This is a genomic window from Bradyrhizobium sp. SSBR45G (genome assembly GCF_030159255.1).
In the GTDB taxonomy this organism is placed as follows: Bacteria; Pseudomonadota; Alphaproteobacteria; order Rhizobiales; family Xanthobacteraceae; genus Bradyrhizobium.
In genome coordinates this window covers 61958-83745 of the sequence record NZ_BSCT01000013.1, presented here as the reverse complement: position 1 = coordinate 83745, position 21788 = coordinate 61958, and the positions used below count along the sequence as shown (strand labels likewise).

At 66.6% G+C, this 21788-nt stretch carries 19 protein-coding genes; 14 read left to right on the top strand and 5 right to left on the bottom strand.

Features of this window, described 5'->3' with window-relative positions:
- Positions 1 to 21 precede the first annotated feature (21 nt).
- A complete protein-coding gene (locus tag QQL87_RS17240; protein ID WP_284420131.1) occupies positions 22 to 1632 on the bottom strand; it encodes an amino acid ABC transporter permease/ATP-binding protein in 1611 nt (536 codons plus the stop codon).
- A gap of 321 nt (positions 1633 to 1953) precedes the next feature.
- Entirely contained in the window at positions 1954 to 2844 is an 891-nt protein-coding gene (locus QQL87_RS17235) for an ABC transporter substrate-binding protein (protein WP_284420130.1), read from the bottom strand.
- A gap of 458 nt (positions 2845 to 3302) precedes the next feature.
- Here QQL87_RS17235 and QQL87_RS17230 point away from each other — a divergent pair, with 458 nt between their 5' ends.
- From QQL87_RS17230 to QQL87_RS17205, 6 genes are all read left to right on the top strand, one after another.
- On the top strand, positions 3303 to 4127 hold the full coding sequence (locus QQL87_RS17230; protein WP_284420129.1) for an ABC transporter permease: 825 nt from the start codon (positions 3303 to 3305) through the stop codon (positions 4125 to 4127).
- Positions 4127 to 5191 (top strand): ABC transporter ATP-binding protein, encoded by a 1065-nt coding sequence (locus tag QQL87_RS17225; protein WP_284420128.1) that lies wholly within the window; start codon positions 4127 to 4129, stop codon positions 5189 to 5191. The genes QQL87_RS17230 and QQL87_RS17225 overlap by 1 nt, the downstream gene beginning before the upstream one ends.
- Before the next feature lie 24 nt (positions 5192 to 5215).
- On the top strand, positions 5216 to 6247 hold the full coding sequence (locus tag QQL87_RS17220) for an ABC transporter substrate-binding protein (protein WP_284420127.1): 1032 nt from the start codon (positions 5216 to 5218) through the stop codon (positions 6245 to 6247).
- Between the two features lie 93 nt (positions 6248 to 6340).
- Positions 6341 to 7171, top strand: coding sequence for an ABC transporter permease (locus QQL87_RS17215; protein WP_284420126.1), 831 nt, complete (start codon positions 6341 to 6343; stop codon positions 7169 to 7171).
- A gap of 220 nt (positions 7172 to 7391) precedes the next feature.
- The gene (locus tag QQL87_RS17210) at positions 7392 to 8996 is read left to right on the top strand and encodes an amidohydrolase family protein (RefSeq protein ID WP_284420125.1); all 1605 of its coding nucleotides are present in this window, start codon (positions 7392 to 7394) and stop codon (positions 8994 to 8996) included.
- Positions 8993 to 10006 carry a CobW family GTP-binding protein gene (locus tag QQL87_RS17205; RefSeq protein ID WP_284420124.1) on the top strand — a complete coding sequence of 338 codons (1014 nt, stop codon included), beginning with the start codon at positions 8993 to 8995 and terminating at the stop codon, positions 10004 to 10006. The genes QQL87_RS17210 and QQL87_RS17205 overlap by 4 nt, the downstream gene beginning before the upstream one ends.
- Positions 10007 to 10220: 214 nt before the next feature.
- On the opposite strand, the gene QQL87_RS17200 is transcribed toward QQL87_RS17205, so the two are convergent.
- Complete coding sequence (locus QQL87_RS17200; RefSeq protein ID WP_284420123.1) at positions 10221 to 11042, bottom strand: IclR family transcriptional regulator; 822 nt, start codon at positions 11040 to 11042, stop codon at positions 10221 to 10223.
- A 180-nt stretch (positions 11043 to 11222) separates the two neighbouring features.
- Between QQL87_RS17200 and QQL87_RS17195 the strand changes: the two genes are divergently transcribed.
- Genes QQL87_RS17195 through QQL87_RS17165 form a run of 7 tightly spaced genes read left to right on the top strand, consistent with a single transcriptional unit; the run spans position 11223 to position 17825 of the window.
- A complete protein-coding gene (locus QQL87_RS17195; protein ID WP_284420122.1) occupies positions 11223 to 12278 on the top strand; it encodes an ABC transporter ATP-binding protein in 1056 nt (351 codons plus the stop codon).
- Positions 12275 to 13132, top strand: a complete 858-nt coding sequence (locus QQL87_RS17190) for an ABC transporter permease (protein ID WP_284420121.1) — start codon at positions 12275 to 12277, stop codon at positions 13130 to 13132. Before QQL87_RS17195 ends, QQL87_RS17190 begins: the two co-directional genes overlap by 4 nt.
- 5 nt (positions 13133 to 13137) lie before the next feature.
- On the top strand, positions 13138 to 13932 hold the full coding sequence (locus QQL87_RS17185) for an ABC transporter permease (RefSeq protein WP_284420120.1): 795 nt from the start codon (positions 13138 to 13140) through the stop codon (positions 13930 to 13932).
- 13 nt (positions 13933 to 13945) lie between these two features.
- Complete coding sequence (locus QQL87_RS17180; protein ID WP_284420119.1) at positions 13946 to 14239, top strand: (2Fe-2S)-binding protein; 294 nt, start codon at positions 13946 to 13948, stop codon at positions 14237 to 14239.
- The gene (locus QQL87_RS17175; protein ID WP_284420118.1) at positions 14232 to 15626 is read left to right on the top strand and encodes an FAD/NAD(P)-dependent oxidoreductase; all 1395 of its coding nucleotides are present in this window, start codon (positions 14232 to 14234) and stop codon (positions 15624 to 15626) included. The genes QQL87_RS17180 and QQL87_RS17175 overlap by 8 nt, the downstream gene beginning before the upstream one ends.
- Positions 15610 to 16782: an NAD(P)/FAD-dependent oxidoreductase gene (locus QQL87_RS17170; RefSeq protein ID WP_284420116.1), complete on the top strand. Its 1173-nt coding sequence runs from the start codon at positions 15610 to 15612 to the stop codon at positions 16780 to 16782. Before QQL87_RS17175 ends, QQL87_RS17170 begins: the two co-directional genes overlap by 17 nt.
- Entirely contained in the window at positions 16779 to 17825 is a 1047-nt protein-coding gene (locus tag QQL87_RS17165) for an ABC transporter substrate-binding protein (RefSeq protein WP_284420115.1), read from the top strand. The genes QQL87_RS17170 and QQL87_RS17165 overlap by 4 nt, the downstream gene beginning before the upstream one ends.
- A gap of 301 nt (positions 17826 to 18126) precedes the next feature.
- Here the strand turns inward: QQL87_RS17165 and QQL87_RS17160 are convergent, their stop codons facing one another.
- Positions 18127 to 18849 (bottom strand): pyridoxamine 5'-phosphate oxidase family protein, encoded by a 723-nt coding sequence (locus QQL87_RS17160; RefSeq protein ID WP_284420114.1) that lies wholly within the window; start codon positions 18847 to 18849, stop codon positions 18127 to 18129.
- Positions 18850 to 18915: 66 nt separating this feature from the next.
- Between QQL87_RS17160 and pdxR the strand changes: the two genes are divergently transcribed.
- Positions 18916 to 20367: a MocR-like pyridoxine biosynthesis transcription factor PdxR gene (gene pdxR / locus QQL87_RS17155; RefSeq protein WP_284420113.1), complete on the top strand. Its 1452-nt coding sequence runs from the start codon at positions 18916 to 18918 to the stop codon at positions 20365 to 20367.
- On the opposite strand, the gene QQL87_RS17150 is transcribed toward pdxR, so the two are convergent.
- A complete protein-coding gene (locus tag QQL87_RS17150) occupies positions 20364 to 21638 on the bottom strand; it encodes a ComEC/Rec2 family competence protein (protein WP_349817282.1) in 1275 nt (424 codons plus the stop codon). The genes pdxR and QQL87_RS17150 overlap by 4 nt on opposite strands.
- Positions 21639 to 21788: the final 150 nt, after the last annotated feature.

Below are 21788 nucleotides of genomic sequence, written 5' to 3'. Positions count from 1 at the left end.
TTGCTGACGTGAGGTGTGAGCTCATGCCACCGCGTCCTTCGGCCGCTCGGAATCCATCACCGAGAGGAAGCGCGCGGTCACCGGATGGCGCGGATTAGTCAGCACCTCATGCGCCGGTCCCTGCTCGAGGATGACGCCGCCATTGAGGAAGGCGACGCGGTCGGCGACCTCGTCGGCGAAGCGGACCTGATGCGTCGAGATGATCATGGTGAGGCCGTCGTCGATGGCGAGCCGGCGGATCACCTCCAGCACTTCGCCCACCAGCTCGGGATCGAGCGCCGAGGTCGGCTCGTCCAAGAGCAATACGCTCGGGTTCGGCGCCAGCGCCCGCGCAATGGCGACGCGCTGCTGCTGGCCGCCGGACAGATGCCGCGGCAGCGCATCGGCGCGGTGCGAGAGGCCGACGCGCTCCAGCAACTCGGCGGCGCGGCGGTCCGCCTCGAAACGGCCGAGGCCGTGCACCCAGCGCAGCGGACCGGCGATGTTCTCCTTCGCGGTCAGATGGCCGAACAGATTGAACTGCTGGAACACCATGCCGACGCCGACATTGGCGCGCTCATTGGCGATCGCGCGCGGCGTCAGCTTGCGGCCGGAATCGTCGAAGCCGAGCTTGCGGCCGCCGACGCGGATCTCGCCGGCATCCCAGTTCTCCAGATGATTGATGCAGCGGAGCAGGGTGCTCTTGCCGGAACCGGAGGGCCCGAGCAGCGCGATCACCTCGCCGATCCGCACCGTGAGATCGAGGCCGTCGAGCACAATGTTGCCGTCATAGGCCTTGCGCAAATCCTTGACCTCGACCGCGACATTGTTGCGGGCGATGGTGGCGGCACGCCTGGCGCGATCTTCGATCGTCAGCGCGAGCGGCGGCGTTTCTTTCAGCTCGGCCGGCTCCGGCGGAGCGGCCTTGCTGGCCGGCTCCGGCTTTGCCGCGAGATCGACGCGGCGCCAAGGCAGGTAGTCGGCAAGCTTGCGCTGTTTCGTCGTGCGGTCGAGATCAAACAGCCATTCCAGCGCCAGCTGGATGACGCTGATCGCGCCGGTCAGCACGAGATAGATGAGGCCCGAGGCGAAGAAGATCGAGAAGAAATCGAACGTGGAGGAGGCGAGTTGCGTCGAACGTAACGTCAGCTCCTGCACGGCGATGACCGAGGCGAGCGAGGAGTTCTTTAGCGCGCTCACCGCCTCGTTGCCGAAGGCGGGGATCATGGTGCGGATCGCCTGCGGCGCGATGATCCGGCGCATCAGAACGCCCGGTGTCATGCCGAGCGCTTGCCCTGCCAGCAGCTGGCCACGATCGACGCCGAGCACGCCGGAGCGCAGCATCTCGGCGATGAACGGCGCCTCGTTGCAGGCGAGCGCAAGGCCCGCCGCCAGCACCGCCGGAAGCTTGATGCCGATATGCGGCAGTGCGTCGTAGGCGAACACCATCTGCAGGATCAGCGGCGTGCCGCGGAAGATCACGGTGTAGCCGCGCGCGATCGCCGCCAAGAGCCAGAACCGGCTGAGCTGCATGCCCGCGAGAATGAGGCCGAGGATCACCCCGCCGATCAGCCCGAGCGCGGTGACCTGCAGGGTCAGCTCGATGCCCTGTATCATGTACGGCATGCTGAGATAGTGCAGGAAGAGGGACATCGGTGATCAGCCCGGCTGCGTAGGGTGGGCAAAGGCGCGAAGCGCCGTGCCCACCGCGGTGTTGCGGAAGAAAGACGGTGGGCACGCTGCGCTTTGCCCACCCTACGAAGTTCAGCTCATGCGGCGCGGCGCCGGTGGTCTTCACCTCGCCCCGCTTGCGGGGAGAGGTCGGATTGCATCCAAGATGCAATCCGGGTGAGGGGGCTCTCGGCGAGTCCGGTGCTTGTGGCGGCCCCTCACCCCAACCCTCTCCCCGTGAAGAACGGGGAGAGGGAGCGCACCGTCGCTGCGGCTGTAGTTCGTCTTGAGACCGGCAGTGAATTAGTCCGCCGTCAGAATGTCCGGCTCCTTGAAGTTCGCCGGATCGAGCTGCCACTTCTTCAGCAGCTCCTGATGGATGCCTTCCTTCTGCACCTCGATCAGCGCGGCGAGCACGGCGTCGCGGAACGTCGGCTTGTCCTTCGGCACGGCGATGCCGACCGAATAGGGGATGGTCACCGCGATCGCCTTCTCCAGCTTGTCCGGATAGGCCTTCACTGCCTGGTCGACGGTGTTGACGTCGTTGACATAGGTGTCGGCGCGGCCGGCCAGAATGGCCTGGATGCAGTTGGCGTTGTTGTCGTAGAGCTGCAGGGTCGGCTCCGGCTTGCCTTCGGCCTTGCACTTCGGCGCGAGGTCCTGGATCAGCGGCACCTCGACATAGCCGGTGTTCTCGGCGGCGGCCGCGCCGCACATCGTCATGTTGATGCCGGTGATGCCCTTCGGGTTGCCCTTGGCGACCAGCACGCCGTCGAACACCTTCGAATAGGTGATGAAGTCGGCGGCCTTGGCGCGCTCCTTGGTGGCGTAGATGTCGGAGATCACAATGTCGGCCTGGCCGCTCGCGAGCGTCGTCAAGAGCGCGGCGAAGGTCACCGGCTTGTAGGTCAGCTTGAAGCCGAGGCAGTCGCCGATCGCTTCGCCGAGGTCGATGTCGAAGCCGACATATTTGCTCGGATCCTTCGGGTCGATCGCCTCATAGCCGGGGGTATGCGGGTTGATGGCGTTGACGAGCGTCTTGCCCTTCCAGTCCGGATATTTCGCCTGCAGCGCCGCGCAGCCTGCGGGGGTCGCCGCGTGCGCGTCGATGGGGGCGAGAAGTCCTGCCGCGATGACGGCGCCGAGCGCGGCAAGCCACGCGCGCCGTGCTCCAGTGAATAGCTTCGTCTGCATGTTGCCAGCTCCTTGAACGATCAGGATCGCATTGGTCCGGCGGTGCGTTGGTGCCGTCGCCCCGGTCCAAGCTCGAAGGCAAGCTTAGGTGCGCGCCCGCGCGGATGACTTGTCCGTGGGCGCACAAAATATTGGATCGCAGCGGTGCAAGAATTGAGCACGATTTGCCCAAAACTGCGCCGTTGCGACGGCCCGCCGCAGGCGCCGCGATTTGCGGCGTCGTTTCCGTGGATTCCGAAAATAAGAATAAACTTTCCGGCGCGACAAGTCTCGCGCGCGGCGTTCGCGCCAAGATGGAAATGGCGACGCATCACGCGTCAAGATCGACGTTCCGGCTTGACGCTTCGCCCATGTAAATGTGCATTGCGATAACTCATGCTCCCAGGCTTGGCGGCAGCAGAGCTGACGACTACGATGCGTCAGCACATCGTGCGCATCTGTTTGTTGAGGTGTCTGCAATGCTGTTCCGTTTTACGGGACAATCATCACTTGGCCAATTCGCAGTGCGGACTCTGATCGTCACAGCCTATGCCGTGATTTTCGCGCCTGTCGTCATGATCGTGGTGACGAGCTTCTTCGCGCAGGAGATCGTGAGCTTCCCGCCGCCGGGTCTGTCGCTGAAGTGGTATGCGAACGCGCTGAGCAAGCCGGAGTTCTTGCGCGGCCTGATGACGAGCTTCCAGGTCGCGCTGCTCGCGACCGCGATCGGCGTGCCGCTTGGCACCGCGGCGGCGCTCGCCATCGTGCGCGGCGAGTTCCGCGGCCGCGGGGCGTTGAGCTCTTTCCTGCTGGCGCCGCTGGCCGTGCCCGGCGTCGTCGCCGGCTCCGGCCTCTACATGTTCTACGTGCTGGCCGAGGATCTGCTCGATCGCGACATCAAGGCGACGACGGAAGGCCTCGTCGCTGCCCACGTGCTGCTCGCCATTCCGTGGACTGTCCGTCTCGTGGTCGCCAGCCTGCAGGGGCTCGACCGCGCCGCCGAGGAGGCCGCCGCCAATCTCGGCGCCAGCCCGTTCACGGTGTTCCGCCGCATCACGTTGCCGATGATGCGTTCGGGCATCGTCGCCGCGGCGATGTTCTCCTTCATCCAGAGTTTCGAGAATCTCGATTTGTCGATGCTGCTGGTCGGTCCTGGACGGATCACGCTTCCCGTTGCCATGCTGAACTATCTCGAATTCCGGATCGACCCGACACTTGCCGCCGTCGCCACCGTGCAGATCACGCTGGTCGGCATTCTGATGGTGGTGACCGACCGCTTCGTCAAACTGTCGCGGGTGGTGTGATGGCACAGCTCACGATCGAGAAGCTGACCAAGCGCTTCGGCACCTCCATCGGCGTGGAAGGGCTCGATCTCGCTGTCAACGAGGGCGAGCTGGTGGCGCTGCTCGGGCCGTCCGGCTGCGGCAAGACGACGACGTTGCGCATGGTCGCCGGCTTCCTGCCACCGACCAGCGGCCGCGTGCTGTTCGACCGCGAGGACGTCACGCATCTGCCGGCCTATAAGCGCGCCACCGGCATGGTGTTCCAGTCCTACGCGCTGTTTCCGCATATGAGCGCAGCCGATAATGTCGGCTTCGGCCTGGAGATGCGCGGCCTCAATGCAAGCGAGCGCAAGATCAAGGTCGCCGACGCGCTGAAGCTGGTGCGGCTGTCGCATCTTGCCGACCGGCTGCCGCGGCAATTGTCGGGCGGACAGCAGCAGCGCGTGGCGCTGGCGCGTGCGCTGGTGATCAATCCGCGCATCTTCCTGCTCGATGAGCCCTTGTCCAATCTCGACGCCAAGCTGCGCGCCGAGGTGCGGCTCGAGATCCGCGCGCTGCAGCAGCGGCTCGGCCTGACCACCTTGATGGTGACGCATGACCGCGAGGAGGCGCTGACCATGGCGGACCGCCTCGTGGTGATGGAAGGCGGCCGCGTGCGCCAGATCGGCACGCCGCAGCAGCTGTACGATTCGCCGGATGATGCCTTCGTCGCCGACTTCGTCGGCCGCTGCAACATCCTGTCGGGGCGGCGCGCGAATGAGCGCCAGTTCCGCACCAGCGGCGGCCTGCTGCTGCCGGTCGATGTCGGCAGCGGCGAGCGCGACGATGCCGATGCGTTCGCGCTGCGCCCGGAGCGGATTGCCATCGTGCCCGGCGAGTCCGGCGAGGTGCGCGGCCGCGTGCAGGCGATCACCTATATGGGCGCACAGACCGAATATGTGGTGGCGATCGGCGACGAGACATTGGTCGCCGTCAGGCCGACGCCCGATGCCGGCGAGCCGCTGGCCGCCCTCAAGGCCAACGATTCCGTATCCCTGCAGTGGGATCGCAAGGTCCCGCGTCTCGTGCCGCAAACATTGTCCTGATCATCCCAAGCGAGAGGTTCCCCCATGATTTCGCGACGTCACTTTCTCTCCGCCAGCGCCGGCGTCGCCGCGCTGGCCTCCGGCATGCCTACCGCCCGTGCCGAAGGCGGGCAGGTCGTGGTCGGCACCTGGGGCGGCGACTACGGCCAGCTGCTGTCCGACATCATCGACAAGCCGATCATGACGCCGAAGGGATTTGAGATCGTGCAGGACGTCGGCAACGCCGATCCCCGCAAGACGAAGCTGATCGCTGAGCGCCAGAGCCGCCGCGGCTCGATGGACGTGGCCTGCCTGTCCGACAACGACGCCTACATCGTGTCGCAATCCGACGTGTTCGAGAAGATCGATCCGGCCCAGGTGAAGCGGCTCGACAATGTGTTCCCGGAGCTGCGCTCCGACATCGCGATCCCGCACATCTATTCGGCGCAGGTCATCCTCTACAACACCAACCAGGTGAAGACGCCGCCGCAGTCGTTCGCCGATCTCTGGGATCCAAAGTGGCGCGGCCGCATCGGCCTGTCCGACATTCTCTATCCCAACAACACACTGGCAGCGGCGTTGGCCGGTGGCGGCAGTCCCAGCAATCTCGATCCGGCCGAGAAGAAGCTGATGGACTGGCGCTCGCTCGATGTGAAGATCTATCCCTCGAACGAGGCCTTGGCGGCGGCGCTGAAGTCGGAGGAGGTGTGGATCACCACGATGTGGCTCGCCCGCGGCTTCATGTGGAAGAAGTCGGGCATTCCGCTTGCGCACGTCGTGCCGAAGGAAGGCACGCCGGCGATCGTGTTCCAGGCCTCGGTTGCCAAGAACGCCAAGAACAAGGCCGGCGGCTTCGCCTATCTCGACGCAATGCTGGACGCCAAGGCGCAAGGCGGCTTCGCCGACAAGATGGGCTATGTCCCGACCGTCACCGATGCGGTGCTGCCGGAGGATCTGGCCAAGCAGGTCAGCCTCACCGAGGCCGAGCGCGCGCGGCTGTTGAAGCCGGACTACGCCTACGCCGCCGGGCGGTCGCAGCGCACGCTCGACTTCTGGAACAAGGAGTTCAAGGCGTAAGCCTTGAACTATCGGCTCGACCATCTGCTCCTGCGGCCTCGCCGCAGGAGCTACGGCTGAACAGCCGAAACAATCCCACTCGGAGCTCGCGCGATGGCGCTGCTGGTCGTCCCTGCCTGTCTGCTGGTCCTGGCTCTCCTGATCGGGCCGATGATCCTGATGTTCCGGATCTCGCTCAACCAGTTCAGCCCGACCCAGCTGATGGTGCAGGCGCTGTCGCCGGACAATTACATCAAGGCCGCGACCGATCCGTACTACCAGCAGATCATCCTGGCGACGCTGGGCATCGCGCTGCTGTGCACGCTGCTGACGCTGATCCTGGCTTTTCCGGCAGCCTATTGGCTGGGGCGCATGGAAAGCCGCTGGAAGAGCCTCGTCGTTATAGCGACGCTGTTTCCGCTGCTGGTCGGCAACGTCGTGCGCTCGGCCGGCTGGATGGCGCTGTTCGCGCGCGACGGGCTCGTGAATACCGTGCTGATGAAGCTCGGCGTAGTCTCCGCGCCGCTGGAGATCATGTACACGACCAAGGCCGTCATCATCGGCATCATCGCCGTGGTGCTGCCCTACATGATCCTGACGTTGTCGGCGGTCATCGAAAGCATTCCGCGCGATTTGGAATATGCCGCCGCCAATCTCGGCGCATCCGGCGCGCGCGTGTTCTGGCGGGTGATCCTGCCGCTGTCGGGCCCGGGCGTCGCCGCCGGCTCGATCCTGGTGTTCGTTTTGTGCATGAACACCTATGCAACGGCGGTGCTTCTCGGCGGCCCGCGATTCAAGATGATGGCGCCTGCGGTGTACGATCAGTTCGTGCGCGGCAACAACTGGCCGATGGGCGCCGCGCTCGCCTTCATGCTGCTGGCGGTGACCATGGCCTTCACGGTGTTCGGCAGCGTCGCATTCGCGCGGCGGTACAGGACGGGGTAGGGCTTCGAAACCGCCGTCATTGCGAGGAGCGCAGCGACGAAGCAATCCAGACTTTTCTTGTCGCTCCTGGATTGCTTAGCTTCGCTCGCAATGACGGAAAGACGAATCGTAGGGTGGGCAAAGGCGCGCAGCGCCGTGCCCACCATGATGCACGGAAAGTACGCGTGGTGGGCACGCTACGCTTTGCCCACCCTACGGTCTCAAATGAGGACACGCCGTCATGACGGAACAGATGCTCCCGGGCGATGAACTCGCCTTCATCCGGAACAAGGGCGCGGCGCCGATCGTGCCGAAGGCGACGACCAGGGATCGCGGCATCGGGCCGTTCAAGCGGCTGGCGCTGCGCAGCGCGACCGTGATCGACGGCACCGGCGCGCCGCCGATCGGGCCCGTCGACATCATCGTCGAGAACGGGCGCATCGTCAGCATCAAGAAGGTCGTGGGCTATGGCTATGCCGGCAACGCCGGCGAGCCGGCCGATCACGAGATCGACTGCCGCGGCAAATGGGTGACGCCGGGCTTCGTCGACTGCCACGCCCATGCGGGCGTCGCCTATCACTCCGCCAATGGCTGGGTGCCGCCGGTCGACTATGTCTACAAGCTCTGGCTTGCGCACGGCGTGACCACGGTGCGCGAGATGGGCTCGATGAATGGCCTGTCCTGGATGCTCGACCAGAAACAGCGCGCCGCCGACAACAGCATCGCCGCGCCGCGGCTGCTCGCCTATGCCTATTTCCCGGCCGTCAACGACATGGTCAAGACGATCTACACGCCGGAGCAGGGGCGGAGCTGGCTGCGTCAGGTCAAGGAGCGCGGCGCCGATGGCATCAAGTTCTTCGGCGCGCCGCCCGCGATCATGGAGGCCGCGCTCGACGAGTGCAAGACGATCGGCCTGCGCACCGGCTGCCACCACGCCCAGATGGCGGTGTCGCGCATGAATGCGCTGACCACGGCGAAGTGGGGACTGACCAGCGCCGAGCATTATTACGGCCTGCCGGAGGCGCTGTTCGAAGATCGCGTGATCCAGAACTTCCCGCTCGACTACAACTACACCGACGAATATTTCCGCTTCTCGGTCTCGGGCCAGATGTTCAAGCAGGGCGCCGAGCCCGGCTCGGCCAAGTGGAACGAGGTGCTGGAGCAGTTCCTGGAGATCGGTTTCACCTTCGTGCCGACATTCACGATCTACGACGCCAACCGCGACCTGATGCGGGCGCGCCAGGCCGATTGGCACAAGGAATATACCTGGAAGTCGATGTGGGACTACTTCACGCCGCAGCGCGGCGGCCACGGCTCGTACTGGTATCGCTGGTCGACCCAGAACGAGATCGAGTGGAAGGAGAACTACCGGCTCTGGATGGCCTTCATCAACGAGTACAAGAACCGCGGCGGCCGGGTCTGCACCGGCTCGGATTCCGGCTTCATCTACCAGATCTTCGGCTTCGGCTATGTCCGCGAGCTGGAGCTGTTGCAGGAGGCGGGCTTCCATCCGCTGGAAGTGATCCGCTCGGCGACGTCTCAGGGCGCAGCACTCTGCGGCCTGGAGAATGAGATCGGCACTGTCGACGTCGGGATGCGCGCCGACCTGCTGGTGCACGACCACAACCCGCTGACCGATTTCAAGCTGCTCTACGGCACCGGCGCGATGCGCTTCAACGATTCGACCAATGCGGTCGAATGGCATCGCGGCCTCAAATACACGATCAAGGACGGCATCATCTACGACACCGAAGAGCTGCTCGCCGACGTGCGCGAGCTGGTCAAGGCGAGCTGGGAGAGCGACGTGCCGGAGAAATACGCCGCCAAGGATGCCGCGGCGCCATGAGCGTCGGCACAATCGACTTCTTCGTCCTTACCGGCTTCCTCGGTTCGGGCAAGACGTCGCTGATGCGCGATGTGCTGAGCGCGGAAACCGCGTCCGACACGGCCGTGATCGTCAACGAGGCCGGCGAGGTCGGGCTCGACGGCGTGCTGCTGCGCGAGAGCGGCGACGACGTGCCGATGGCGATGCTGTCGAACGGCTGCGTCTGCTGCCAGGTCGGCAGCGATCTCGCCTTCACCATCGACCGCCTGATCATGACGCCGCGGCCCGCCGGCCTGCCGCCGCTGCGCCGGATCATCCTGGAGACGTCAGGGCTGTCGATGCCCGGCCCGGTGCTGCGCCAGCTTGCGACGCTCGCCGAGCATCGCATGCGCGTCGCGGTCATCGCGACCTATGATCTCACGCGCGGCTTGGAGGTCGGGACGTTCGAGGAAGCCGCCGCGCAATGGGCCGCGGCACATCGCATCGTTGCGACCAAGGCGGATCTCGCGCCGCAGGCGCTGACCGAGGCGCCGGTGGCGATTGCGCAGCTCAATCCAGTCGCGGAGGCTGTCGCCAACGCGAATCGCGCCGCCGTGGTGTCGGCGGCCTTCGCGCCGCTCACGGCGTCCCTGCCGTTGCGCGATGTCGCGCCCCACTTGGCCGCGGCGCACCCGCGCCTCGCGCTCTGCCTCGTCCGGCCGCTGGCCGAGATCGCCTACGTCGATCTCGCCAGCTGGCTCGACAATGTCGCAGGCCGGCTCGGCGAGCGCCTGCTGCGCATCAAGGGGCTGGTCCGGGTGCACGAGGCGCCGCGGCCGCTGCTGGTCGAGAGCGTCGGAACGGTGTTCTCACCGCCACGGCAGCTGACGACCGCGACGCCGCCCGCGCCCTTCATCGTCGTGATCGCGCGCGACATCGTCCGCGCCGAGCTCGAACAGGTCCAGCCGACGGGGTTGTTCACGTTTTCATGGCGTGAGCCCGCGAGAGGAGCTGAACCCGCCCGCGGCATCCGCGCGGAGTGGGTGACTTGAACAACAACTGATCTGTCGAACGATCGCGATGCGCGGCGGCTGCCATCGCCTGTGGCCGTCCTTCGAGACGCCCGCCTCCGGCGGGCTCCTCAGGACGAGGATCGTGTGTGCGGCGAAATGCTGTGCAATGTTGACGCGCAACTCTCAACCCTCATGGTGAGGAGCGCCGCGCGCGGCGCGTCTCGAACCATGAGGCCCCGCTCGCGCGTCATCGTTAGCTTCCCCCGATCGTGCTCAAGCTCCGCGACGGATAGCGCAGCGCCACGTCGAACGGATTGAGCTTCCCCGCCAGCGCCTGCGCCTCGCTTTGCAGGATCTTCACGACATGCGGCAGGCGGTCGGCATTCAGCCGCTCCGCCAGCGTGCCGACGCTGAGCGCGGCGACCGCACGTCCCTGCGCGTCGAGCACGGGGACGCCGACGCCGGCCATGCCGGGAATGAGTCCGGTGCTGGTGTTGACCCAGCCCTGCGCGCGCGCCAGCGCCAAGGCGCTGCGCAGCGAGGCTTCGTCGAGGAAGCCGCGATCGAGCAGGCGAGGGATGTTGAAGCGGATCACCGCCTCCTGCTCGTCCTCCGGCAGGTTGGCGAGGATGGCGAGGCTGCCCTGGCCGAGCCCGAGCGGCACCTTGCCGCCGATGTCCCCGGTGAATGATCGGATCGGAAACGGGCCCTCGACGCGATCGAGGCAGACCGCATCGAAGCCGTTGCGCACCAAAAGGAAGATCGTGTCGCTCAAGGTTGCGGACAGCCGCAGCAGCGCCGGCCGCGCGGCATCGCGCAGGCCGCTGGCCTGTCCGGCACGCGCGGCAAGCACGTAGAAATCGAGCGCGAGGCGATAGCGCTTGCCGGCGGCCTGCTCGGCAAAGCCCTCGGCGGCGAGGTCCTGCAGCATGCGGTGCGCGGTCGGCTGGCTGCAGCCGGCCGTCTCGGCGATGTCCTTCAGCCGCAGCCCCTCGGGGTCTCCCTGGCTGAGGATGCGCAGGAGTTTCAACGCCCGGCGGAGGCTGGAGGCTGAATCGGTGTCAGGTGCGGGCATCTGGTTCTGTGAATCAAGGACGAAGGCCGAAGAGAAAGATTTCATATATCAAAATTCTAGGCAGATAAATTCAGGATAATGGAATTCATCATTGACCACCTCCAGCGTCACCCGCATGAAAGACGCCCAGGGCGGCAATCCCCGTTGATGGTGCAGGGGGCGTCTCCCGCGCGAGGACGCATGGGTTTCCTGACGCTGGCCGGTCTGACGAGGCTCTACGGCGATGTCGCTGCGGTCAGCGACGTCAGTCTCAGCGTCGCCAAGGGCGAGTTCATCTCGCTGCTCGGCCCCTCCGGCTGCGGCAAGACCACGACACTGCAGATGATCGCAGGCCTCGTCGAGCCGACCTCCGGCCGCATCACCCTCGACGGCCGTGACATCACTCATGAGAAGCCGGATCGCCGCGGCCTCGGCATCGTGTTCCAGAGCTACGCGCTGTTTCCGCACATGACGGTGGCGCAGAACGTCGCGTTCGGACTCGAGATGCGCAAGGTCGCACGGCCCGAGCGCGAGGCACGGGTCAAACAGGCGCTGGCGCTGGTGCAGCTCGCAGCGCTTGCCGACCGCTATCCGCGCCAGCTCTCCGGCGGCCAGCGCCAGCGTGTCGCGGTGGCGCGCGCGCTCGTGATCGATCCGCCGGTGCTGCTGCTCGATGAGCCGCTGTCCAATCTCGACGCCAAGCTGCGCGAGGAGATGCAGTTCGAGCTGCGCGGCATCCAGCAGCGCGTCGGCACCACTACGATCATGGTGACGCACGACCAGAGCGAGGCGCTGTCGATGAGCGATCGCGTCGTCGTGATGGAGCAGGGGCGGATCATGCAGGTCGACGCGCCGTATCGCCTCTACGAAAATCCGGCGACGCCCTTCATCTCCTCCTTCGTCGGCAAGATGAACCGGCTGTCCGGCGTCTGGCGCGCGGCCGGCGTCGAGATCGGCGGCCGCGTGCTGCCGTGCGAGGGCGCAGGTCTTGCGGATGGTGCGGCCGCCGTGCTGGCGATCCGGCCGGAGAAGATCGGCTTGAAGGCGCATGGCGCTGGCGTGCTCGACGGCCGCGTCAAGGGCCGCTTCTTTCTCGGCAGCGTCTGGTACTTCACCGTGGAGACTTCGGCCGGGCTGGTCGGCGTGTCCCTGCCGAATGCGGGCGAGGAGCCGGCGCGTGAGGGCGATCAGGTGGGACTCGATTGGAGCTCATCCAGCGCGCGTGCGTCGAAGCCGGACGGAGCGCAGTCCTCATGAGCAGCGCGCGCGCCGGCACGACACCCTGGCTGCTGGCCGCGCCCGGCGCGCTGCTGTTCGCGGCGCTCGTGATCGTTCCGCTCGCGCTCACGCTGATCCTGTCATTCCACGTCTATGACGCCGCGAGCGGCGTGAAGGACGAAACCACGCTGGCGCATTACGCCGCGATCCTCTCCGACAGCTACTTTCTCAACATCTTCTGGCGCACCCTGCGGCTCGCCGCGATGACGACGGTGATCTGCGCCTTGATCGGTGCGCCCGAGGCCTACATCCTGTCGCGCATGCGCGAGCCCTGGCGCTCGGTGTTCCTGCTCGCGATCATCGGCCCGCTGCTGGTGTCCGTGGTGGTGCGTGCCTTCGGCTGGAGCATGCTGCTTGGTCCGACGGGCCTCGTGAACGAAGCATTCCGCGCGCTCGGACTCGGCACCGTGAAGATCCTCTACACCGAGACCGCCATCGTGGTCGCGCTGGTCCATGTGATGCTGCCGTTCATGGTCATCCCGGTCTGGACCTCGCTGCAGAAGCTCGATCCGATGGTCGAGGCCGCCGCCTGGACCCTCGGCGCCTCGCGCTTCACGGCGCTGCGCCGCGTGGTGCTGCCGCAGGTGACCATGGGCCTGTTGTCCGGCAGCCTGGTCGTATTCGGACTGTCGGCGTCGGCCTTCGCGATCCCCGCGCTGCTCGGCGGCCGCCGGCTGAAGATGGCGGCGACCCTGGTCTATGACGAATACATGCACGAATTGAACTGGCCGCTCGGCGCGGCGATCGCGATCCTCGTGCTGGTCATCAACCTCATCATCATGCTGGCCTATCAGCGCGTGGTCGAGGCTCGCTTCAAACGGACCTTGGGGTGAGCGGCATGCGCCACAATGGACCGATCGCGCTGCTGTTTCATACGCTCGTCGTCGGCTTCGTGCTGGCGCCGCTGGTCGTGATCTGCCTCGTCGCGTTCACGCCGGCCAACACGCTGACCCTGCCGACGACCCAATTCTCGCTGCGCTGGTTCACGGCCGTGTTCGGCCATCCGGATTTCGTCGCCTCCTTCCTGAACAGCCTGTGGGTTGCGGCGATTGCGGCGACGATCGCGGTGGTGCTCGCGGTCGCCGCCGGCCTTGCGCTCGATCGCTACGATTTCCGCGGCCGCGCCGCGCTGAACGCGCTGTTCCTGTCGCCGCTGATGATCCCGCATCTCGTGCTCGGTGTCGCGCTGCTGCGGCTGTTCGCGCTGCTCGGCGCCACCGGCAGCCTGCTCTGGCTGACGGCCGGCCACATCGTCGTCGTCACGCCTTATGTGCTCCGCCTGGTTCTGGCCGCCTTGTCCGGCCTCGACCGCAGCGCCGAGCAGGCCGCTGTGACGCTCGGGGCGTCCAGCTGGATCGTGTTCCGGCGCATCACCGTGCCGATGATCCTGCCCGGCATCACCGGCGGCTGGCTGCTCGCCTTCATCAACTCCTTCGACGAGCTCACGATGTCCATCTTCATCACCTCGCCCGCCACCGTCACCCTGCCGGTGCGCATGTACATGTATGCGACCGAGTCGATCGATCCGATGATGGCCGCGGTGTCGGCGCTGATGATCGCGGTGACGGCGGCGGCGATGATGCTGCTCGATCGCATCTTCGGCCTCGACAAGATCCTGGTCGGGCAGGGCTGATGAGCGAATGACCATGCCCCTGCTTCATCGCCTCGTCCGCACAGACAGCGCTGTGATCTTCTTCACGATCGACGGCGTGCCCTGCGAGGGCCGTGCCGGCGACACCGTGCTGACGGCAGTGCTCTGCCACACCGACCGGCTGCGCCACAGCGAGTTCTCCGGCGAACCGCGCGCCGGCTTCTGCCAGATGGGGGCGTGCCAGGATTGCTGGGTGCAGCTCGCGAGTGGCGAGCGGCTGCGCGCCTGTACGACGCCGCTCGCTGAGGGCATGCACATCGTCACCACGCGGGGGCGCAGCCATGGCTGAGCGCGCACCTCCGCTGATCGTCGGCGCCGGCCCGGCCGGCATCCGCGCTGCGATGACGTTGGTCGCGGCTGGCTTGCGGCCGATCGTGATCGATGAGGGCTACGCCTGCGGCGGTCAGATCTATCGCCAGCCGCTGAGCCCCGATGGCCGCGACGCCCAGGCGCGGTACGGCTCGGAGGCCGCGAAGGCGACGCGGCTGCAGCGCGACTTCGCCGCGCTCGGTGCGCAAGTGGACTACAGGCCGAATACGCTGCTGTGGAATCTGCGCGATGCTTCGGCTGATAGTCTCCGAGACGGCGTTTCTCAGCGCATCCTCCATGACGGACTGATTCTGGCCACCGGCGCAACCGATCGCGTGCTGCCGTTGCCGGGCTGGACCTTGCCCGGCGTGTTCACGCTCGGCGGCGCGCAGATCGCGCTGAAGGCGCAAGGCTGCGCGATCGGCAAGCGTGTGGTGTTCGCGGGCTCCGGCCCGCTGCTCTATCTCGTCGCCTGGCAATACATGAAGGCCGGCGTCGAGGTCGCGGCCGTGCTCGACGCCGCGCCGCTGTCGGCGAAGCTCCATCTGCTGCGCGCGCTGCCTCTGGCGCCCGATATCGTGCTGCGTGGCCTGCGAATGGCGGCAGAGTTGGCGCTGCACGGTACCCAGGTTCAACTCGGCGTGTCCGGTCTTCGCATCGAGGGCGAGGGCAGGGTGGCGCGGATCGTCTACCAGACCGGCGGGCGCCGACACGCCATCGCCTGCGATGGCATCGGCTATGGCCTCAATCTGCGCTCGGAGACGCAGGCCGCCGATCTCGCCGGCTGCGCCTTCCGCTTCGACCCCCGCGATCGTGCCCATCTGCCGGTGCGCGATTCCAGCGGCCGCAGCAGCGTCGCAGGCGTCTATCTCGCTGGCGACGGCGCCCGCATCGCGGGCGCCGATGCGGCCGAGCTTGCGGGCGAGCGCGCCGCACTGGCGCTGCTGGAGGATCGTGGCCTGCCGCACGCCCCCGCACGCGCCGCCAGTCTCGAGCGCAGGCTCGTGCGGATCGGCCGCCTGCGCGACGCGCTCGAAGCTGCGTTTCCGTTTCCCGCGCACTGGGGCGCTGATATCGCCGACGACACGCTGCTGTGTCGCTGCGAGGACATCAGCGCCGGCGACGCGCGGCGCGCGATCGGCCATTTCTCGCTCACCGACGTGAACCGGCTCAAGGCTGTCACGCGCATCGGCATGGGCCGCTGCCAGGGCCGGATGTGCGGCGCGGCCGCGGCGGAGCTATTGGCCGCGCAGACGGGCCGCGACATCGGCGCGGTCGGTCGCCTACGCGCGCAAGCACCGATCAAGCCGATCCCGCTGGCCATGAGCTTGTCTGTTGATGAGAGGCAGCATGACCCGGCGCATTGACTGCGATGTCGCGATCATCGGCGGCGGCCTGGTCGGCAGCTCCTCGGCGCTGGCCCTGCGCGGCATGGGCTTCACCGTGACCCTGCTCGACAAGGGCTTTTGCGGCGCGCAGGCAAGTGGCGTCAACTATGGCGGCGTGCGCCGGCAGGGCCGTCCGCCCGAGCAACTGTCATTGTCGCAGCGCTCGCATGCGATCTGGCCGCGGCTGCAACAGCTGATCGGCATCGATGGCGAGTTCCTGCGCTCCGGCCATCTCAAGCTCGCGCGCAGCGCGGCCGACCTGGCGAGCCTGGAGCAATATGCGGCAGATGTCGCGCCGTTCGGGCTCGATCTCGAACTGGTCGGCCACAATCAGCTCAGTGAGCGTTTCGGCATCGGCGGTGATGTCGTCGGCGGCTCGTTCTGTCCCGGCGACGGTCACGCCAATCCGCGGCTGGTCGCGACTGCCTTTGCGGCTGCGGCCCGCCGCGCCGGCGCGGAGGTGCTGGAGAATACCAAGGTCTTGGGCGCGACGAGGCTGAGCGGCGGCTTCGCGCTCGAGGCTGAAGGCTTGGGCGTGACCGCGCGCATCGTCATCAACAGCGCCGGCGCGTGGGCCGACAGCTTTGCCAGCGTGTTCGGCGAGCCGGTGCCGCTGGAGCGCACCTACCCGTCGATGATCGTGACCGAGCCGCTCGATCCGTTTCTCGGCGTCAACATCGGCATCGAGGGCGGCGGCATTTACGCGCGACAGGTGACGCGCGGCAATGTCGTGGTCGGCGGCGAGCGCGCCGCGCCGCTCGATGATCCCGACTACTCGCGGCCCCGCAGCGACGGCGTGCTGACGATCATGCAGCGCGCCAGTGAATTGTTCGGCCCGCTGCGCCACGCCCAGGCCATCCGGTTCTGGAGCGGCACCGAGGCGACGATGCCCGACCGCAACCCGGTGATCGGGCCGAGCGCCACGACGCCGGGCCTCTTTCACGCCTTCGGCTTCTCCGGCGCCGGATTCCAGATCGCGCCGGGCGTCGGCGAGGTTCTGGCCGAACTCGTGCGCGACGGCGAGACCTCGACGCCGATCGCGCCGTTCGCGATCACCCGTTTCTCACCCGCATCGCAGCCGGGCGATGCCTCTCAAGCAGCAATGACGACAGGATCGAAGGAGACCTCGCCATGATCGATGCTCGCGCCGCGCTCGGCTCAGCCCTTGCACTCATCCTCGCCACATCAGCCGCGCATGCCGAGACCAAGACGCTCTATGTCGGCATGAACGGCGGCAATTTCGAGCGCACCTACACGCAGGCGGTGTTTCCGGACTTCGAGAAGGCCAACGACGTCAAGATCGTCGTCGTGCCCGGCACCTCCTCGGAGATCCTCGCCAAGGCGATCGCGGCCAAGGACAAGCCGCAGATGCACGTGATGTTTCTCGACGACGGCGTGATGATCCGCGCCGCCGGCCTTGGCCTGTGCGAGAAGCTGAAGCCGAGCGATGGGCTGGCGCAGCTCGAGCCGTTCGCACGGCTCAAGGACGACATCGCCGCCGGCATCGACATCGGCATGACGGGCTTGGCCTACAACAAGAAGCTGTTCGACGAGAAAGGCTGGTCGGCGCCAACCTCATGGCTCGACCTCGCCGATGCCAAATACAAGGACAAGGTCGTCTTCCAGTCGGCTTCGGTGTCGACCTTCGGCCTGCACGCCTTCCTGATGTTCAACCGCATCAAGGGCGGCAGCGAGGCCAATGTCGAGCCGGGCTTCAAGGCGTTCCCTGACACGATCGGCAAGAACGTGCTCGAATACATCCCGAACTCCGCCAAGATCTCCGAGATGGCGCAGACCGGCGAGGCCGCGATCTTTCCGCTGACGCCCACGTCGGTGTCGATCCTGAAAGACAAAGGCATCCCTGTCGAATACGCGCAGCCCAAGGAAGGCTCGGTCGTGCTGATGGTCGCCGAATGCGTGATCGCCAACAATTCGGAGGCCGAGCTTTCGCAGAAGCTGGCCGCCTATCTGCTGTCGCCGGAAGCCCAGGCCAAGGCGCTGGCGGCCGGCAACATCGTTCCCTCCAACACCGCCGCAAAGGCGACGACGCCGGGGGCCGATCACAAGCTCGCGACGTTTCACGACTACATGAAGAGTGCTGTGACGCTGGACTGGGACGTCATCAACGCCAAGCGCGCCGAGTGGAACACGCGCTGGAACAGGATGATCGAGCGGTAAGCTGCTGCGGGGCGTGCAACTCGCGACGTACCTCAAACCGCGCTCTGTAATCCTTGATCCCGGCTTTCGCCGGGACATAGGAGTAATCGGTGAGGATCTGCCCAGGTGTCGTCCCGGACAAGCCCCGACGCGCGAGAGCGCGGCGGGGCGCCGATCCGGGACCCATACTCCGCAGCAGACATGCGGGGTGAGCTGCTAACAACTATCGTGCCTCAAACCGCTTCCTGTGGTTATGGGTCCCGGCGTTCGCCGGGACGACAGCGGTGGTTGTCGAGACAGATGCGCGTCATCTCCCGCAAAGCTACCCCATCGGATAGCTCGCTGCATATGCCTCCGTCAGCACCTCATCGAGCCTCCGTCCGAAGCTGAAGCCTGAGAGCGTCGCGGGACGGGCGACGCCCGGCAGCAGACGGCCGTCCGGCTCCGGCACGTCGAGCACGGTGCGTACCGGAATGCGCTCGGCATAGACCGGCAATGCATAGTCCTCCTCGTCGTCGATGACGCCCGCCGCGCGGATCTTGGCGGAGGCCTTCTCGATCTCCATGGTGACGACGGATGTGGCCTTGAGCTCCTGCTCCGTGGTCGGGCGCAAGCCTGCCGTGCGGCCGGGAAACAGGCGGTCGACCATCATCGTCAGCGCGCCCGCCTTCTCTGCGGCGTCCTCGATCAGCCTGGCGTGGCCGAATGCCATCACCGAACGATAATCAGCCGAGTGGTGAAAGGCGCTGCGCGCCAGCACCAGGCTGTCGAGATGGGTGACGGTGAGACAGGCCGGCTGTCCCTCGGACAGATTGCGCAGCATGCGGCTGGCGCTGGATCCGTGCCAATACAGCGTGGTGCCCTCGCGCCAATACAGTGTCGGCGTGCAATAGGGCTGGCCGTCGATGACATAGGAGACATGGCATAACGCGGCGGAGTCGAGCAGCGCATGCACCGTCGCGTGGTCATAGTGGGCGCGCTGGTGCCGGCGCTTGACGCGGTTGGTGTCGTCGATCGGATAGCTCGGCGCTGCTAGCTCGGACATTTGCGCGATCTCCTGTTTGCGGCGACGTCATGCCATGGCAAAGTGGTTGCCGGGAGATCCACTTCGATGCCAAATATAGCAACCACTTCGCGACGCAGGGATGATGTCCTGGCGCTGCCGATCCGCCTCGATCGCGCCATCCGCAACCAGTCGCAGCAGGTCCACAGCGCGCTCCGCGCCGGGATCGTCGACGGCCTGCTCGCGCCCGGACTGCGGCTGCCGTCGACGCGCGGGCTCGCCGAACAGCTCGGCGTCCGCCGTAATGCGATCGTGGCCGCCTATGAGGCGCTGCTCTCTGACGGGCTGGTCGAGGCGCGGCACGGCGCCGGCACCTATGTCGCGGCGGCGCTGCCGGCACCAGAGACAGCCGCGCCGGTTGCCGAACTGGACATCCGTATTCCGCCCAGGCGGCCGTTCGCGCTCGGCTTCACCCTGGTCGATCCGGCGCTGCTGAAGCGGCTCGCTGCGGCGAGCCGGCGCCGCATCGCGCAAGCCGCGCCCGATGAGCTCGGCTATGGCGATCCGCGCGGCAGCCTGCATCTGCGCAACGAGGTCGCGCATTATCTCGCCGCCAATCGCGGCGTCCGCTGTGATCCCAGTTGTATCCTGATCGTGAGCGGCACGCAGCATGGTTTGCGGCTGTGCATCGATGCGCTGCTGGCTCCCGGAGACGCCGTCTGGTTCGAGGATCCCGGCTATGTCGCCTCGCGCCATACGTTGAGCACCACGGTAGCGAAGCTGGTGCCGGTGCCGGTCGATGGTGAAGGCATCGTGGTGACTGCGGGGGAGAAGGCGGATGCGAGAGCTCGAGCCGCCTATGTCACGCCGTCGCATCAGTTTCCGACCGGCGTTCCCATGAGCATGGCGCGGCGTATCGCGCTGCTCGACTGGGCCCGCAGCGCCGGCGCCTATGTCTTCGAGGACGACTACGACAGCGAGTATCGCTTCGCCGGCCCGCCGCTCACGGCGCTGGCCGGCATCGGCGGTGAGCGCGTGATCTATCTCGGCACCTTCGGCAAGACGCTGTTCGCAGGGCTGCGGCTCGGCTATCTCGTGGTGCCGCCAGAACTGGTGGCGCGCGTCGTCGCGGCGCGCGCGGCGCAGGATCGTTTTCCGCCTGTCTTCATGCAGGAGGCCCTCGCCGATCTGATGGCTGACGGCGTGATCGCGGCCCACATGCGGCGGATGCGCCCGCGCTATCGCCAGGCCCGCGACGTCGTCGCCGAGGCGCTCGTCAAGCATGCCAAGGGATCTCTGCAATTGTCCGCGCCCGCGCAGGGGCTGCATCTCTTGGCGACGCTGCCCCCGGGCGCGCCGAAGGGCGCCGCGCGACTGATCCGCGAACGCGCGGGCATCGAATGCCGCCTGCTGTCGGACGCGCGGATCGTCCAGCGCGGTCCGGACGGTTTCATCCTCGGCTATTCGGGGTTCGCGGCGAAAGACCTGGCCGACGCCGCAAGGCGGCTCGGACGCGCAGCGCAGGATGTCTTGAGGGACTCACGGCCTCCTCGAGGCTAGAAATCATAGTCGATGAAGAGCTGGTGCGCCGGAGCGCTGAAAGCCTTCGGCAGCGGGCCGGCATCCGGATTTGCGGGTGCGTCCGTGCCGGCCGCGATCTGATCGCTGCGGGCGAGCTGGTCGTTCATGCGCTGACGCAGCGCCTCCAGGAGCGGCGCACGCGGCACCTCGTTATAGGCATGCTCCTGAGTCGAGCACATGCCGACACAGCCGAGCCGCATCGCCTTGACTGCGTCCTTCGGCGTCGCATTGGCACTACCGTGATGACCGACCTTGTAGAAGTCGATCTTGCCCAGAATGTCCTGCGCCCTCGCGGTGAGCTGGGTGTGGCCCGGCGTGCCATAGGCGCCGCCATAGAGGAAGTTCTCCCAATTGCCCCATTGGGCATCGCCGGCGAACAGCAGGTTCTTGCCGCCGAAGCAGAACAGGACAACGAGGCTCTGGTTGTTGAGCGTCTTGTCGGCCGCCTGGGCCTGGGCCGCCAGGATGTCGGGCTGCGAGCCCTCGAGCATGCGCAGCATTTTGTCAAAGCCGTAGGGCGCGAAGGCCTTGTCGCCGTAGTCGTCGCGCTTGCCTCGGAAGGCGTTCGCGAACGGCTTCGAACGCTCTGGCTGGTCGCTGCTCTCGGTGGCGCCCGCCAGATATTGCTGGTTCTTGTTGGTCATCTGGCCGATCAGGGCGTCGTCAATCGGAGGGCCGAGGATGTCAGCGGTGAGGCCGGCCGCAGCGAGATCGGGGGGCAGCGTCGGCGGGTCGCCGGCCTTGTAGTAATCATGGTTCGGCTGGCTGCCCTTGAAGCCGCCATGCAGGACGTTCAGCGCCTTCTGGTTGGCGGCGATGCCCGCGACGCCGAGGCCGCCGGTGATGTTCTCGGCCATGCTCAACAGCTGTTCGGATGCTGGATCCGGCCCGGCTGCCAGCCGCATCTGGAATTGGCGGCCGAGCTGGCCGGCCATCGCGACCAGGCTGGCCTGAAATGCCGCGGCCTTCGGATTGTCCGGGTTTTCGAACCAGGGCATCCACACCCGCTCGACCTCGATCTGGGCGAAGATGTCGGCGCAACTGCCGAAGCCCGAAATGTGGTCGGCATGGCGGTGAGTCATGATCACCAGCGCAAGCCGGTTGCCGCAGTCCTTCGCCATCTGGGTCACGGCCGCGCGCATGCTCCCGAGGTCCTTGGCGTGAACCCCGCAATCGATCAGGATGTGGCTGGCGCCGCTTCCGGTGGGCACGCTCAGCAGGAAGAAGTCGCCGAAGCCGATGCGGTACATGCGCACGCGCAGTCCGTTGGCGCCCTTTGCCGCAGCGCCCGCGGGTGCGGGCGCAGCATCGGCTGCTCGCGTGGGCTGCTTGCGCGCCGTTCCCGAACCGGCCGGCTTGCGTTGACGCGGGGAGCTCGAAGTTGCGGATGTCGAGCGGCT

Bases quoted from the DNA above. Each gene is read 5' to 3' on its own strand.
- QQL87_RS17240 (WP_284420131.1), bottom strand. From the start codon at position 1,632: ATGTCCCTCTTCCTGCACTATCTCAGCATGCCGTACATGATACAGGGC.
- QQL87_RS17235 (WP_284420130.1), bottom strand. From the start codon at position 2,844: ATGCAGACGAAGCTATTCACTGGAGCACGGCGCGCGTGGCTTGCCGCG.
- QQL87_RS17230 (WP_284420129.1), top strand. From the start codon at position 3,303: ATGCTGTTCCGTTTTACGGGACAATCATCACTTGGCCAATTCGCAGTG.
- QQL87_RS17225 (WP_284420128.1), top strand. From the start codon at position 4,127: ATGGCACAGCTCACGATCGAGAAGCTGACCAAGCGCTTCGGCACCTCC.
- QQL87_RS17220 (WP_284420127.1), top strand. From the start codon at position 5,216: ATGATTTCGCGACGTCACTTTCTCTCCGCCAGCGCCGGCGTCGCCGCG.
- QQL87_RS17215 (WP_284420126.1), top strand. From the start codon at position 6,341: ATGGCGCTGCTGGTCGTCCCTGCCTGTCTGCTGGTCCTGGCTCTCCTG.
- QQL87_RS17210 (WP_284420125.1), top strand. From the start codon at position 7,392: ATGACGGAACAGATGCTCCCGGGCGATGAACTCGCCTTCATCCGGAAC.
- QQL87_RS17205 (WP_284420124.1), top strand. From the start codon at position 8,993: ATGAGCGTCGGCACAATCGACTTCTTCGTCCTTACCGGCTTCCTCGGT.
- QQL87_RS17200 (WP_284420123.1), bottom strand. From the start codon at position 11,042: ATGCCCGCACCTGACACCGATTCAGCCTCCAGCCTCCGCCGGGCGTTG.
- QQL87_RS17195 (WP_284420122.1), top strand. From the start codon at position 11,223: ATGGGTTTCCTGACGCTGGCCGGTCTGACGAGGCTCTACGGCGATGTC.
- QQL87_RS17190 (WP_284420121.1), top strand. From the start codon at position 12,275: ATGAGCAGCGCGCGCGCCGGCACGACACCCTGGCTGCTGGCCGCGCCC.
- QQL87_RS17185 (WP_284420120.1), top strand. From the start codon at position 13,138: ATGCGCCACAATGGACCGATCGCGCTGCTGTTTCATACGCTCGTCGTC.
- QQL87_RS17180 (WP_284420119.1), top strand. From the start codon at position 13,946: ATGCCCCTGCTTCATCGCCTCGTCCGCACAGACAGCGCTGTGATCTTC.
- QQL87_RS17175 (WP_284420118.1), top strand. From the start codon at position 14,232: ATGGCTGAGCGCGCACCTCCGCTGATCGTCGGCGCCGGCCCGGCCGGC.
- QQL87_RS17170 (WP_284420116.1), top strand. From the start codon at position 15,610: ATGACCCGGCGCATTGACTGCGATGTCGCGATCATCGGCGGCGGCCTG.
- QQL87_RS17165 (WP_284420115.1), top strand. From the start codon at position 16,779: ATGATCGATGCTCGCGCCGCGCTCGGCTCAGCCCTTGCACTCATCCTC.
- QQL87_RS17160 (WP_284420114.1), bottom strand. From the start codon at position 18,849: ATGTCCGAGCTAGCAGCGCCGAGCTATCCGATCGACGACACCAACCGC.
- pdxR (WP_284420113.1), top strand. From the start codon at position 18,916: ATGCCAAATATAGCAACCACTTCGCGACGCAGGGATGATGTCCTGGCG.
- QQL87_RS17150 (WP_349817282.1), bottom strand. From the start codon at position 21,638: ATGTACCGCATCGGCTTCGGCGACTTCTTCCTGCTGAGCGTGCCCACC.